Origin of the sequence: Paenibacillus sp. FSL M8-0142 (genome assembly GCF_038597315.1) — a bacterium.
Taxonomy (GTDB): domain Bacteria; phylum Bacillota; class Bacilli; order Paenibacillales; family Paenibacillaceae; genus Paenibacillus_AQ; species Paenibacillus_AQ lactis.
In genome coordinates this window covers 952,371-966,327 of record NZ_CP152008.1, presented here as the reverse complement: position 1 = coordinate 966,327, position 13,957 = coordinate 952,371, and the positions used below count along the sequence as shown (strand labels likewise).

Below are 13,957 nucleotides of genomic sequence, written 5' to 3'. Positions count from 1 at the left end.
TTACTTATCTCCCTTCTCATAATCCGATAGTTTTTTCTTCAACTCTTCAATTTCTTTTTGCAATGCCTTCTTCTCGATGTCTTGCATCATCGCATCCAGACCGGAATCGGCGGATGCGTTATTCCGGGGACCATAGCCTGGATCCGGCCGGCCGGAGCGATCATATTTCGGTCCAAAGCCGCCTTCATTCGGGTATCCTGGACGACCATAGTTATCGTTATAGCCGTTATATCCGGGTCCAGGTGCATCATTGAAACGATAGCCTCCATGTCCTCCATGTCTTCCATGAGGTGCGTATGGATCGTGGTAATACGGCGGCTCTTTGGAAACAACCAACGTCGCGATCAGGTAAATTAATAGTGTTGTACCGCCAGTGAAAAAGATACTGACTACAAATATAATTCTGAGGATGGTCGATTCGACTCCGAAATAATCGGATAGGCCGCCGATCAACCCGGTAAACATTTTGTCTCGGGTAGAACGGTACAATCTAGTCATGATTACTCCTTTCCGCTGTCATTCAGCTTTTGCTTCAAACGGGCAAGCTCCTTTTCGAGTACGGAAGAGACGGTATTGCCTGCCTGCTCCACATACTCTTGGCCCATCCGGCGTAAATCGCGCAAGCTTCTGGCTTCAAGCTCCCAATCGCTGATGCGATCCTCGAGCCGGTTGAACATCTTCGGAACGTCTTGACCACCGTATGCACCGGTGCGTTCATTCATCTTCTGCTGCAGACGGAGTGTCTCCATTCGGGCAACATAGTATTGACGCTTGCTGTATACGGTTTGATACTCCATGCGGAGCTCCCCGAGCTGCTCTTCAATCTCTCTCAGCGATTCCAGGCTGGTAGACAACAAGCCTTGGTATTGTTCAATCTTTTCTTCATAAATCAACTTCTCTTGAAGTGCCAGCTTCGCCAGATGATCCTCACCGGCTTTCAATGCAAGCAGCGCTTGTTCCTCACGCTTATCCCGCATCGTCTCGGCTTGGTCAACCTGCTGCTTCAGCTGCCTGGAGTGAGTCTGGCATTGCTGCAGAAGCTTCTCGGCTTCCGTGATGTCTTGTCTGGTCGAATGAAGGAACTGGTCGATCAATCGAACCGGATCCTGACTCTGCTCGAGTCTTTCATTCAAGGTTGCAACGGTAATATCTCGTATCCGTCTGAAAACACTCATTTGGGTTTAGCCCTCCTCTTCTATCAACTTCTTATCCTTAACTTCAGCTGGCTGTTATCCTATAATCGCATTTAGTAACGCGGTCTTCCCTTCTTGAATCGGGACAACCCATAGATGATCAGGATAATACCGAGTACCGGACCGATGAGCCAAGACAGCTTACCCATCAACCAGATGACGCCGATACCGAGAATGATCCACCCGATCAGAGCGTTGCCTCTCCGAATTCCGTAATATCCCAAAGCGATCATCAGAACGGGAAGCAAAAGACTGAACAACCATCCGAGCAGAGGAGCGAATACACCCAGAAGAATCAAAACCCCTAAACCAATCAGCAGGAGACTTAATCCGTTTCCTCTCGAATATCTCATTTATACACCGCCTTTCTGTCGTTTGATCGTTGTTTATGTGTTCAACCTTATGACTCTATTCTAGGTAATTTCGCGTTTCACTAAAACGGACTGCGGACGGTTTTTGCACCTAGACCTAAGTCGGGGCCTTCTATGGACCTGCGTCCAATCCATCCCTAGCCCATTTAAAGCAGGGTCAGATCGCCTATTCGCCATTTCATCCTGACGGTGTTCGATCCATAGGAACCCGCGCTCTTCTTTCATAGGAACAACGCACTTCGACAAGAAGCACATCTCACTGCAGTTGAACGCTGTCATACCAACCGATCATCAGACGAAAAACGCAAAAAAGGAATGCAGACGATAATCGTCTTGCATTCCTTTTGCATGATGCCGGTGAAGGGACTCGAACCCCCACGGTTTCCCTCACGATTTTGAGTCGCGCGCGTCTGCCAATTCCGCCACACCGGCATAAAAGCGTGCCCTAAGAGATTCGAACTCCTGACCTTTTGATTCGTAGTCAAACGCTCTATCCAGCTGAGCTAAGGGCACAGATTGGTAAATGGAGGCGCCACCCAGATTCGAACTGGGGATAAAGCTTTTGCAGAGCTGTGCCTTACCACTTGGCTATGGCGCCACAAATAAAAATGGAGCGGACGACGGGAATCGAACCCGCGACCCTCGCCTTGGCAAGGCGATGCTCTACCGCTGAGCCACGTCCGCAGAAATCATGGCTGGGGATATAGGATTCGAACCTATGCATGACGGAGTCAAAGTCCGTTGCCTTACCGCTTGGCTAATCCCCAATATGATTTTGAAATATGGGGCGATCGATGGGACTTGAACCCACGAATGCCGGAGCCACAATCCGGTGCGTTAACCCCTTCGCCACGACCGCCATATTTATAAATTTTCGATTGGCAGGGGCAGCAGGAATTGAACCCACACTAACGGTTTTGGAGACCGCTGTTCTACCTTTAAACTATGCCCCTATAAAACTGGTGGAGGATGATGGATTCGAACCACCGAACTCGTAAGAGAACAGATTTACAGTCTGCTGCGTTTGGCCACTTCGCTAATCCTCCATAGTGGTGCCGGCGAGAGGACTTGAACCCCCAACCTACTGATTACAAGTCAGTTGCTCTACCAATTGAGCTACACCGGCGTATGCAATTGTGAAACATGGTGGCTCGGGACGGAATCGAACCGCCGACACGAGGATTTTCAGTCCTCTGCTCTACCGACTGAGCTACCGAGCCTTGCGCTCTTCGTGACTTCGACGAATCCCATATCGGACACTCATCTCATCCCAAAAGTTAAAAAATGGCGGAACTGACGGGATTCGAACCCGCGATCTCCTGCGTGACAGGCAGGCATGTTAGGCCTCTACACCACAGTTCCACGAGGCACTATCGCTAATGCGATATAATTGGTTGCGGGGGCAGGATTTGAACCTGCGACCTTCGGGTTATGAGCCCGACGAGCTACCGAACTGCTCCACCCCGCGTCATTATAAAAGGGTTACATTGTTATTTATGGTGGAGGCTGAGGGGATCGAACCCCCGACCCTCTGCTTGTAAGGCAGATGCTCTCCCAGCTGAGCTAAGCCTCCGTAACAAAGCGATTTCTATCATACCAGATAACCGGCGACGAAATCAAGTCTTTTTAAAAGAAAGATGGTGACCCGTAGGGGATTCGAACCCCTGTTACCTCCGTGAAAGGGAGGTGTCTTAACCCCTTGACCAACGGGCCTTACTTAAATAATAGTGGCGGAGAGAGAGGGATTCGAACCCTCGAGACGCTTTTGACGCCTACACGATTTCCAATCGTGCTCCTTCGGCCAACTCGGACACCTCTCCATAAATGGCTCCCCGAACAGGACTCGAACCTGTGACAACTCGATTAACAGTCGAGTGCTCTACCAACTGAGCTATCAGGGAACATTATTCAGTTCAAGTGATGATTTGATCACCTGAAAACTAGATACGAAACGTCTTTGCGTTGTTTAGAATCCGTAGCATTTCCCCAATGGTTGGATCGGGGTCCCCGAAAAGTATTCGGCATCCGCTTCAAAGCTTCGCTTCACTTTTTGGGGTAATTTTAGGATAAGCCCTCGACCGATTAGTATTGGTCAGCTCCATGCATTACTGCACTTCCACCTCCAACCTATCTACCTCGTCGTCTTCAAGGGGTCTTACATACTGGGAAATCTCATCTTGAGGGGGGCTTCACGCTTAGATGCTTTCAGCGCTTATCCCGTCCGTACGTAGCTACCCAGCCATGCTCCTGGCGGAACAACTGGTGCACCAGCGGTACGTCCATCCCGGTCCTCTCGTACTAAGGACAGCTCCTCTCAAATTTCCTACGCCCACGACAGATAGGGACCGAACTGTCTCACGACGTTCTGAACCCAGCTCGCGTACCGCTTTAATGGGCGAACAGCCCAACCCTTGGGACCTACTTCAGCCCCAGGATGCGATGAGCCGACATCGAGGTGCCAAACCTCCCCGTCGATGTGGACTCTTGGGGGAGATAAGCCTGTTATCCCCAGGGTAGCTTTTATCCGTTGAGCGATGGCCCTTCCATGCGGTACCACCGGATCACTAAGCCCGACTTTCGTCCCTGCTCGACTTGTAGGTCTCGCAGTCAAGCTCCCTTATGCCTTTGCACTCTTCGAATGATTTCCAACCATTCTGAGGGAACCTTGGGGCGCCTCCGTTACTCTTTAGGAGGCGACCGCCCCAGTCAAACTGCCCGCCTGACACTGTCCCCGTACCGGATCACGGTACCAGGTTAGAACCTAGATACGATCAGGGTGGTATCCCAACGTCGCCTCCACACAAGCTGGCGCTCATGCTTCAAAGGCTCCCACCTATCCTGTACAGATCGTACCCAAATCCAATATCAAGCTGCAGTAAAGCTCCATGGGGTCTTTCCGTCTTGTCGCGGGTAACCTGCATCTTCACAGGTATTAAAATTTCACCGGATCTCTCGTTGAGACAGCGCCCAAGTCGTTACGCCATTCGTGCGGGTCAGAATTTACCTGACAAGGAATTTCGCTACCTTAGGACCGTTATAGTTACGGCCGCCGTTTACTGGGGCTTCGGTTCACAGCTTCGGAGTTACCTCCTAACCGCTCCCCTTAACCTTCCAGCACCGGGCAGGCGTCAGCCCGTATACTTCGCCTTGCGGCTTCGCACAGACCTGTGTTTTTGCTAAACAGTCGCTTGGGCCTTTTCACTGCGGCCCCCTCGGGCTATTCACCCTACCGAGGCACCCCTTCTCCCGAAGTTACGGGGTCATTTTGCCGAGTTCCTTAACGAGAGTTCTTCCGCGCGCCTTAGAATTCTCTTCTCGCCTACCTGTGTCGGTTTGCGGTACGGGCACCTTCACCTGACTAGAGGCTTTTCTTGGCAGTGTGAGATCATGACCTTCGCTACTGTAATTTTCACTCCCCATCACAGCCCAGCCTTACGATGTGCGGATTTGCCTACACATCAGCCTCACTGCTTGGACGGACATCCATCAGTCCGCGTCACTACCCTCCTGCGTCACCCCATCGTTCATAACGGTTTACGGTGGTACAGGAATTTCAACCTGTTGTCCTTCGACTACGCCTTTCGGCCTCGCCTTAGGTCCCGACTTACCCTGAGCGGACGAGCCTTCCTCAGGAAACCTTGGGCTTTCGGCGGATCAGATTCTCACTGATCTTTTCGTTACTCATACCGGCATTCTCACTTGTATGCTGTCCAGCGCTCCTTACGGTACACCTTCAACCTACATACAACGCTCCCCTACCCCTGAATCGACTTCACTCCGCCTTCGAAGTGTGTTTAACCCCTGAGAGCATTTGGTCATCCTTGATTTCATTTCAAGTCTGACAAAAATGTTCAACTCAGGCTCACTACCTCAAAGAAGCAGTGAAGTCGATTCAAGCCATAGCTTCGGTGGTGTGTTTAGCCCCGTTACATTTTCGGCGCAGAGTCACTCGACCAGTGAGCTATTACGCACTCTTTAAATGGTGGCTGCTTCTAAGCCAACATCCTGGTTGTCTGTGCAACTCCACATCCTTTCCCACTTAACACACACTTGGGGACCTTAGCTGATGGTCTGGGCTGTTTCCCTTTTGACAATGGATCTTAGCACTCACTGTCTGACTCCCGGATATAAGTCTATGGCATTCGGAGTTTGACTGAGCTTGGTAACCCTTGCGGGCCCCGCACCCAATCAGTGCTCTACCTCCACGACTCTCAATTCCGAGGCTAGCCCTAAAGCTATTTCGGGGAGAACCAGCTATCTCCGAGTTCGATTGGAATTTCTCCGCTACCCCCACCTCATCCCCGCACTTTTCAACGTACGTGGGTTCGGGCCTCCAGTGCGTGTTACCGCACCTTCACCCTGGACAGGGGTAGATCACACGGTTTCGGGTCTACGTCCACATACTCAGTCGCCCTATTCAGACTCGCTTTCGCTGCGGCTACGGCTTCTCGCCTTAACCTTGCATGGGAACGTAACTCGCCGGTTCATTCTACAAAAGGCACGCCATCACCCCTATAATGGGCTCTGACTTCTTGTAAGCACACGGTTTCAGGTTCTATTTCACTCCCCTTCCGGGGTGCTTTTCACCTTTCCCTCACGGTACTGCTTCACTATCGGTCGCTAGGGAGTATTTAGCCTTAGCAGATGGTCCTGCTGGATTCATACGGGGTTTCACGTGCCCCGCACTACTCGGGATCCGTCTCGGAGGGTTCACATTTTCGATTACAGGGCTTTTACCTTCTATGGCCGGCCTTTCCAGACCTGTTCGTCTAATCTAAACCTTTGTAACTCCATGTGAGACGTCCCACAACCCCAGAGAGCAAGCTCTCTGGTTTAGGCTGTTCCGCGTTCGCTCGCCGCTACTGACGGAATCACTCTTGTTTTCTCTTCCTCCAGGTACTTAGATGTTTCAGTTCCCTGGGTATGCCTCCTCGCATCCTATGTATTCAGATACGGGTAACTGGCTATTACACCAGCTGGGTTTCCCCATTCGGACATCCCCGGATCGAAGCTTGCTTACAGCTCCCCGAGGCAGTATCGTTGTTCGCCACGTCCTTCATCGGCTCCTAGCGCCTAGGCATCCCCCGTGTGCTCTTAGTAGCTTAACCTTATGCTCCGGTTTTGTGCTCATCGCTCTGTTGTCCACTTGTTTCCTGATTGGATAAAACCACTCAATGGTGAAACAAGCTTCCAAAGGATCAATGATCCCAAAACCTTCGCGTGCTACTTTTATTGAAACTTGTTTTGACACAAGTTCAGCTAAAAGGATATTTCTAAAACGCAAATTCGTTTCGTTATCTAGTTTTCAAGGATCAAATTCCTTCGGCCGATTAACGACCGGAAGAATATCTTATCAATTCTCAGCGATCTTGTCTACAAGAAAGATCTGGAATCAACAAGCTTGAGAGGTTGAACTCTCAAAACTGACCAACGAGTGAGTAGGTCGACTTTACTTCGTAAAGCCTATTTATCCGGCAGCTTGCGCTGACCGTATTTGTACCGCTTCGCTACGGAAGCGAGGTACTCCATAGAAAGGAGGTGATCCAGCCGCACCTTCCGATACGGCTACCTTGTTACGACTTCACCCCAATCATCTACCCCACCTTCGGCGGCTGGCTCCCTTGCGGGTTACCCCACCGACTTCGGGTGTTGTAAACTCTCGTGGTGTGACGGGCGGTGTGTACAAGACCCGGGAACGTATTCACCGCGGCATGCTGATCCGCGATTACTAGCAATTCCGACTTCATGCAGGCGAGTTGCAGCCTGCAATCCGAACTGAGACTGGCTTTTTAGGATTGGCTCCACCTCGCGGCTTCGCTTCCCGTTGTACCAGCCATTGTAGTACGTGTGTAGCCCAAGTCATAAGGGGCATGATGATTTGACGTCATCCCCACCTTCCTCCGGTTTGTCACCGGCAGTCACCTTAGAGTGCCCACCCAAAGTGCTGGCAACTAAGATCAAGGGTTGCGCTCGTTGCGGGACTTAACCCAACATCTCACGACACGAGCTGACGACAACCATGCACCACCTGTCTCCTCTGTCCCGAAGGCCGCCCCTATCTCTAGAGGATTCAGAGGGATGTCAAGACTTGGTAAGGTTCTTCGCGTTGCTTCGAATTAAACCACATACTCCACTGCTTGTGCGGGTCCCCGTCAATTCCTTTGAGTTTCAGTCTTGCGACCGTACTCCCCAGGCGGAATGCTTAATGTGTTAACTTCGGCACCAAGGGTATCGAAACCCCTAACACCTAGCATTCATCGTTTACGGCGTGGACTACCAGGGTATCTAATCCTGTTCGCTCCCCACGCTTTCGCGCCTCAGCGTCAGTTACAGCCCAGAGAGTCGCCTTCGCCACTGGTGTTCCTCCACATATCTACGCATTTCACCGCTACACGTGGAATTCCACTCTCCTCTTCTGCACTCAAGTTCCCCAGTTTCCAGTGCGTCCCGAAGTTGAGCCTCGGGTTTAAACACCAGACTTAAAGAACCGCCTGCGCGCGCTTTACGCCCAATAATTCCGGACAACGCTTGCCCCCTACGTATTACCGCGGCTGCTGGCACGTAGTTAGCCGGGGCTTTCTTCTCAGGTACCGTCACTCTCATAGCAGTTACTCTATGAGACGTTCTTCCCTGGCAACAGAGCTTTACGATCCGAAAACCTTCATCACTCACGCGGCGTTGCTCCGTCAGGCTTTCGCCCATTGCGGAAGATTCCCTACTGCTGCCTCCCGTAGGAGTCTGGGCCGTGTCTCAGTCCCAGTGTGGCCGTTCACCCTCTCAGGTCGGCTACGCATCGTCGCCTTGGTGAGCCGTTACCTCACCAACTAGCTAATGCGCCGCAGGCCCATCCTCAAGTGACAGATTGCTCCGCCTTTCATAACTCCGCCATGCAGCGAATTTAATTATCCGGTATTAGCTACCGTTTCCGGTAGTTATCCCAGTCTTGAGGGCAGGTTGCCTACGTGTTACTCACCCGTCCGCCGCTAAGCATCAGGAGTGCAAGCACCCCATCAACTCCGCTCGACTTGCATGTATTAGGCACGCCGCCAGCGTTCGTCCTGAGCCAGGATCAAACTCTCCAATAAAGATCATCCCTTCGGATGATGAATTGAAAGAGCGATTAAGCTCATTTAGAAAAACTGACGAGAATTTGTTCAATTCTCTATTGTAACTCCCCGCCGAAGCGGTTCGTTTTTACTCACTCGTTGTTCAGTTTTCAAAGATCAACCTGTGTTTCTCATCGTCATCCGCATCTCAGCGGCGACTTTTATAATATATCATATCGCCCATCTTTTCGTCAAGAACTTTTTTTAAAAACTTTTTAATTCGACATTTTCTCAACCGAATTACCAAAGTCCCTTTCGAGGGGCGAGTTATAATGTATCACAGATCGATTGCGTTCGTCAACATTCTTTATAAATTTTTTATTCGACTTCATATAACAAACGAAATCCTATATTGCTCGCTGTCTTGCTTCTATGAAAAGAGAATCGATCCATCTGAACGAGAGTCCACTATAAAAAAATCAATTTGCTCTGCCGCTGTTTTTGATCAGTCCTCTGAACACGTCTAACACGAGGTCCTTTCCCACTCGTATAGGAATATCTTCGTGTCCTGGTCCAGCCATGCGCGGCTGCGATAACATGTACCGCACAGCATCAACCATTGCAACCAGAGAGAGTCGCTTATTAAAGAAATCAGAACCACCCGTCAAACGGGTGGTTTGCTCTTGGGGTATAACCCCTTGTTGCCAAACTGCGCCTAAAGACGCTAGCCTGACAATAAAATTGTTCAGGCTCAGTGTAATTTGTCACTTTCACTTACCAGTTTAACTGGTTTACTTCTTCTTGTTACTGTTTTTGCTGAATGGATCTTCATACTCTTTCACACTCAGTTTATCAATTGCTTGGTCGTGTGCTTCTTGCTCACGAATGTATTTTGCTACAGTTGCTTCATTTAAGCCCACTGTGCTGACGTAGTATCCCTCCGCCCAAAATTTTCGATTACCATATTTATACTTCAAGGTAGCATGCTTCTCGAATATCATGAGTGAGCTTTTCCCCTTCAGGTATCCCATAAATGATGATACTGAGATTTTTGGGGGAATTGCTACCAACATATGTACATGATCGGGCATCATGTGACCTTCGATTATCTCCACTCCCTTGTATTTGCATAATCGTTTGAAAATTTCGATTAAGTCTTTCCTCACTTGATTATAAATCTCTTTCCGTCTATACTTCGGGGTGAACACAATGTGGTACTTGCACATCCACTTCGTGTGAGCTAAACTATAGCTCTTGTTTGCCATCTAAGACCATTCCTTTCATTATTGAGCCTGAACATCTCAATTTTATCGGAATGGTCTTGTTGGTCAAACCCTCGATCCCTCCACCCGCATAGCGGGTGGTTTTTTGTTTCGCACGCTTCGCGAGCTCAACTGGCTAAAGCCGTAACAAAAAAAGAAGGACTCTCGTCCTTCTTCAGCACTCCGAATAATATCGGATGGTAGAGAAGCCGTTATGCCGGGACTCCTTGCACACAGGCGCTTCCTTAACCAAGGATCGATACACCAGGTTGCGCAGTACGATCTGGAGCTCTGCAGCCACCGGGGCAAGCTCCGGATGGAGGATCAGCTCCTGAATCGTCCACGGCGTGCGGCGACTGCGCATCACGCGCAGAAGCAATGCCGCACACTTCTCCAGCTTTGAGACCATCGAGAACTCATAGGCTAGGAGCGCAAGCTCTAACCGCTGATCAAGCGTTTCCGTGCTGACCGTAAGCTCTTCGTACAATTTCCGCACCGGTGTATTGAGTCCCGTCATTTGCTCCCATACCGCAATTTCCGGATGAATGCCCCGTTCGATCAGTTCCAGCTCGGCCCAGCAATGAAGCCCGTCCAGAAGCGTATGATATGCATCCAAAATCCGGTCCTGCTTGATCAGCAGCTTGATGTCCACATATTTCTGCAAAAAATGAGCAAACCCAATAAACAGCTTTCGCTCCCGAATCGGCTCGGCGAATCTTAAGAAATCACGTCGAAGCTTGGCGAGGCGATCCTCATGATCACTAATGATATCCCCTTCGAGAAAACACCGAATCAATACTTTATGCTCCCCTTCAAGAAGCTCATGCTCCAATGCATCCATGCCGATGCTGATCACCTGGCACCGATCACCGTTCACTACAGAATGCTGGTTGGGAGGCTCGTCAGGTATTCCATCATAGACGACAACGAGATTCATCTCAAAATCATGAACAGGCGAGCCAAGTACTGCATCGTTCTTATTACGGTATGCGATCGCTCCAATAGCTCCTTCATCTACCGTATTTCCATAATATAAAGAAAAGTTGGCTAATTCCACGGTTCCCCTCCATACATTCCTTGGCGAACTTCAGCCATTTCAGTTATAATGTAATTCTACATGTCCATGTCAGTTCCTTCTTTTAGGAGATAAGAAAAAAGGGACACCGGATTGCTTCACTTAGCAAGAATGCAACCCATTTTTTAGATGCTGTAATCAAACTATGCTCGTTTTATTCATGGAACAGTCCATTAAACATTTTAAGAACAGGAGATTATGAAGCCATGATCTTTAAGAACGCAAAAATCAACGCTTTCCGCACATGGGGCCTGCTGCTGACCATGCTGGGCATGGGACTCATGGTCCTAGGAACGGCCGGTATCGTCTTCTGGGGCCAAGCCGGCAAAGTATTTGCAGGAGTCGGGTTAGTATTCGGTCTCATTATGATGATGGGCAGTCTGGCCATTTACTTCTGGGCCGGGATGCTCTCCACGAGCGCTGTTCAAATCCAGTGTCCGGAGTGCGACAAGCTGACCAAGATGCTGGGTAAAACCGACCGCTGCATGTTCTGCCACACCATCTTGACACTGGATCCGAACCAGGCCAACATCACCGCAGAGGAACTGGAGTCACAGAAGAGCACGACCTAGCAGACCGCTCAAGATCGGCCTATCCAAGGATTGGCCGCCAGCCCTTTTATAAACCTCATAAACAGACAAAAAACCGGTTACCCTTATGGATAACCGGTTTTATTTATTTTCTCAATAGTTAACACAAGGATTGCCGTAAATCTAATCATGGATCGTGTTTAGCGTTTTCCATGCCTCAGGGACTGCGAAGCTTCGATTCCATGCCGCAATGCCGCCAAGTTCCAGCTTTTTAGCCAATTGAACGCGGGCTTTAAGGGATACGCCATCCTCCATCCATATTCGGTTCGTGGCGCCGCCTTCTTTAAACTGTACGTAGTTTTGTCCCGTCGCTGAATCAAGGGTTCCCGAAAGCTTTCGCTCCTTAAGCAGAGTCTGCATTGTTTCCATCCCAATGGCTTTGGACGAGACTTTGACTTCTCCTCCATCGCTCTTTTCAGTCCATACCCTTGTATATAGCGGCACGCCTAATACCAGCTTGGATGGCGGTACTCCATCCTCTTCGATAATGCGTCTAACCGACTGCTCCGCCCATGGAAGCGAGGCGACCGATCCGGCTCGAGGACTGGATGCCCAGTGTTCGTCGTAAGCCATTACCATCATGTAATCGACCGCTTCCCCAAGCCGTTTTCGATCCAAAAACAGGGACCACATCTCGCTGTTGGACTTCGGCGTCACATCGATGGAGAGGATCAAGCCCCGATCCTTTGCGAACGGTCTCAGCTCACGCACGAATTGCACGACCTTATCTTTGTCCTTGGTATGAACATTCTCAAAATCGATATTAATTCCGTCAAGCTTATACTGCTTGGCATAGGAAAGTGTTTGCCCGATTATGCGGGATCTCCGTTCATACGTCGACAGCGCTTCGGTCGTAAGCTCAGGGTCGAAGCTGTTGTCCAGCAGACCCCACACCTCCATGTTCCGTTTATGCGCCCAGTTAACATACGGCAACGAAGCCTTGGATTTGACGTTGCCTTCAGCATCGGAAATGCTGAACCAAGTAGGGCTGACCACATTCACGCCAGGCATCGGCTCAATATGATCAGGGCTTGGATTTCTCGTATACACGGCCTCCCACGCCAAATTAACGGATTTATTCCTCCACTCGCGCTCCGCTCGGGACGGCGTTTGGGCGATAACCGGAATTTCCTTCAGATCCCTCTTCGCAACCCGCTCCACCGGAACATATCCGGTATATCCGTTATCCGTTTGTACAAAATACCATCCTGCTTCCTCACGCCATATGCGCAGACGCTGCCCAGCTGAAAGATCGAGCACGATCGGCGATTTTTTCCCCATGCCCTCTCTCATCGCAACCGTTCCGTCAGGCTTGGCCGGCGCGACCTCAGCGAGCTGAATCGAATCGCCGGCCCGCATCAGGATAACCGCCCCGTCGGCCCCATCCTCATGTACCGCTATGCCGTAATGCTCTTTAAGCGGCTTCATCGGAACATACACGATGCCGTCAACGAGCTCGGGTGCAACCGGATAAGTTAGCGGCTTGCCGTTCAGCTCGCCCTCCCGGGATCCAATCTTCATCCGCAGCACCGATTCCGTGGTCGTTATAATAATGGACTTCGAATCCGGCTCATAACGGATATTACTGTCGACCGCCTCTTGGATCACCGGCAGCGGCAGCTTCAGATCCGCCTTTGTCCCCCGGGCAGAATGCTCCATAAGCTCTCCTTGAACGAAGATCGGCTTGTCCATTCCTAGCCAGTCCGGAACGATATGCTTCGAATTCGACGCCAAATCATTCATGATCCACCAGATCCCCGCAGCAATCAGTATGACACCTATATAAAAGGAGCCTCTCCTGGCACGACGCTTTCTTCGATATCTTCTCCTTGCCAATACCTCTCCTCCTTATCCCCGCCGTTTCCCCAGCTATTCATGTTCTGGGTACGCCTACAAATGGCTTCAAAAAAATAAGAACGTGTGGAATCGTGGATTCCGCGCGTTCTTCTTACTTAACCGATGTTTATTTGCAGGACTTGCAGAGCCCGTACAGCTCCATCCGAAGCCCTTTTACTTCAAACCCGGTACACTTCTCAGCCTGCACTTCCACATCTTTAAGGGACGGGTAGCTGAAATCTTCAATTTTTCCGCATTTCTCGCAAATAATATGATGGTGATCCGATACATTCGCATCGAAACGACTGGAATTATCGCCGTAAGTCAATTCGCGCACCATACCGGCTTCAATAAACATTTTCAAATTATTATATACAGTAGCTACGCTCATACTTGGAAAATTCGGCTCCAGAGCCCGATAAATATCATCCGCAGTCGGATGGCCCATGGATTCCACCAAATATGTTAAAATCGCATGACGTTGCGGCGTAATACGGACACCGGTCGTTTTAAGTTGTTCCAGCGCATGCTGCACGGAAGTTGCCATGGTTGCCCACCGCCTTCAAGTTGAACTAGGATTATCC

The 13,957-nt window shown here is 50.1% G+C and carries 8 protein-coding genes, 16 tRNA genes and 2 rRNA genes; 1 reads left to right on the top strand and 25 read right to left on the bottom strand.

Annotated elements, in window-relative coordinates; all coding sequences use genetic code 11:
• From NSQ46_RS04355 to NSQ46_RS04245, 23 genes are all read right to left on the bottom strand, one after another.
• Entirely contained in the window at positions 1 to 498 is a 498-nt protein-coding gene (locus tag NSQ46_RS04355) for a PspC domain-containing protein (protein WP_007131935.1), read from the bottom strand.
• 2 nt (positions 499 to 500) lie between these two features.
• Entirely contained in the window at positions 501 to 1,175 is a 675-nt protein-coding gene (locus tag NSQ46_RS04350; protein ID WP_007131934.1) for a PspA/IM30 family protein, read from the bottom strand.
• Positions 1,176 to 1,246: 71 nt separating this feature from the next.
• Entirely contained in the window at positions 1,247 to 1,546 is a 300-nt protein-coding gene (locus NSQ46_RS04345; RefSeq protein ID WP_007131933.1) for a hypothetical protein, read from the bottom strand.
• Between the two features lie 370 nt (positions 1,547 to 1,916).
• Positions 1,917 to 1,996: transfer RNA gene (locus NSQ46_RS04340), tRNA-Leu, on the bottom strand.
• A 7-nt stretch (positions 1,997 to 2,003) separates the two neighbouring features.
• Positions 2,004 to 2,077: transfer RNA gene (locus NSQ46_RS04335), tRNA-Arg, on the bottom strand.
• 11 nt (positions 2,078 to 2,088) lie between these two features.
• A tRNA-Cys gene (locus NSQ46_RS04330) sits at positions 2,089 to 2,162 on the bottom strand.
• An 11-nt stretch (positions 2,163 to 2,173) separates the two neighbouring features.
• Positions 2,174 to 2,248, bottom strand: a tRNA-Gly gene (locus tag NSQ46_RS04325).
• Between the two features lie 8 nt (positions 2,249 to 2,256).
• Positions 2,257 to 2,331, bottom strand: a tRNA-Gln gene (locus tag NSQ46_RS04320).
• 16 nt (positions 2,332 to 2,347) lie between these two features.
• A tRNA-His gene (locus tag NSQ46_RS04315) sits at positions 2,348 to 2,423 on the bottom strand.
• Positions 2,424 to 2,443: 20 nt separating this feature from the next.
• Positions 2,444 to 2,517 (bottom strand) — tRNA-Trp (locus tag NSQ46_RS04310).
• Positions 2,518 to 2,524: 7 nt separating this feature from the next.
• Positions 2,525 to 2,610, bottom strand: a tRNA-Tyr gene (locus NSQ46_RS04305).
• 4 nt (positions 2,611 to 2,614) lie between these two features.
• A tRNA-Thr gene (locus tag NSQ46_RS04300) sits at positions 2,615 to 2,690 on the bottom strand.
• An 18-nt stretch (positions 2,691 to 2,708) separates the two neighbouring features.
• Positions 2,709 to 2,784 (bottom strand) — tRNA-Phe (locus NSQ46_RS04295).
• A gap of 65 nt (positions 2,785 to 2,849) precedes the next feature.
• A tRNA-Asp gene (locus NSQ46_RS04290) sits at positions 2,850 to 2,926 on the bottom strand.
• 29 nt (positions 2,927 to 2,955) lie between these two features.
• Positions 2,956 to 3,032, bottom strand: a tRNA-Met gene (locus NSQ46_RS04285).
• A 29-nt stretch (positions 3,033 to 3,061) separates the two neighbouring features.
• A tRNA-Val gene (locus NSQ46_RS04280) sits at positions 3,062 to 3,137 on the bottom strand.
• 65 nt (positions 3,138 to 3,202) lie between these two features.
• A tRNA-Glu gene (locus NSQ46_RS04275) sits at positions 3,203 to 3,277 on the bottom strand.
• Positions 3,278 to 3,292: 15 nt separating this feature from the next.
• A tRNA-Ser gene (locus tag NSQ46_RS04270) sits at positions 3,293 to 3,384 on the bottom strand.
• 5 nt (positions 3,385 to 3,389) lie between these two features.
• Positions 3,390 to 3,465: transfer RNA gene (locus tag NSQ46_RS04265), tRNA-Asn, on the bottom strand.
• 161 nt (positions 3,466 to 3,626) lie between these two features.
• A 23S ribosomal RNA gene (locus NSQ46_RS04260) occupies positions 3,627 to 6,672 on the bottom strand.
• Between the two features lie 423 nt (positions 6,673 to 7,095).
• Positions 7,096 to 8,649 (bottom strand): 16S ribosomal RNA (locus NSQ46_RS04255).
• Together the 16S and 23S rRNA genes with 16 tRNA genes alongside form the textbook arrangement of a ribosomal RNA operon.
• Before the next feature lie 752 nt (positions 8,650 to 9,401).
• Positions 9,402 to 9,875, bottom strand: coding sequence for an IS200/IS605 family transposase (gene tnpA / locus NSQ46_RS04250; RefSeq protein ID WP_251535087.1), 474 nt, complete (start codon positions 9,873 to 9,875; stop codon positions 9,402 to 9,404).
• Between the two features lie 172 nt (positions 9,876 to 10,047).
• Entirely contained in the window at positions 10,048 to 10,929 is an 882-nt protein-coding gene (locus tag NSQ46_RS04245) for a nucleotidyltransferase-like protein (RefSeq protein WP_028406928.1), read from the bottom strand.
• Positions 10,930 to 11,153: 224 nt separating this feature from the next.
• Here NSQ46_RS04245 and NSQ46_RS04240 point away from each other — a divergent pair, with 224 nt between their 5' ends.
• The gene (locus NSQ46_RS04240) at positions 11,154 to 11,519 is read left to right on the top strand and encodes a DUF2614 family zinc ribbon-containing protein (RefSeq protein WP_028406927.1); all 366 of its coding nucleotides are present in this window, start codon (positions 11,154 to 11,156) and stop codon (positions 11,517 to 11,519) included.
• A 141-nt stretch (positions 11,520 to 11,660) separates the two neighbouring features.
• On the opposite strand, the gene NSQ46_RS04235 is transcribed toward NSQ46_RS04240, so the two are convergent.
• The gene (locus NSQ46_RS04235) at positions 11,661 to 13,373 is read right to left on the bottom strand and encodes a glycosyl hydrolase family 18 protein (RefSeq protein WP_341342415.1); all 1,713 of its coding nucleotides are present in this window, start codon (positions 13,371 to 13,373) and stop codon (positions 11,661 to 11,663) included.
• Between the two features lie 127 nt (positions 13,374 to 13,500).
• Complete coding sequence (perR, locus tag NSQ46_RS04230) at positions 13,501 to 13,920, bottom strand: peroxide-responsive transcriptional repressor PerR (RefSeq protein ID WP_007131640.1); 420 nt, start codon at positions 13,918 to 13,920, stop codon at positions 13,501 to 13,503.
• Positions 13,921 to 13,957 lie beyond the last annotated feature (37 nt).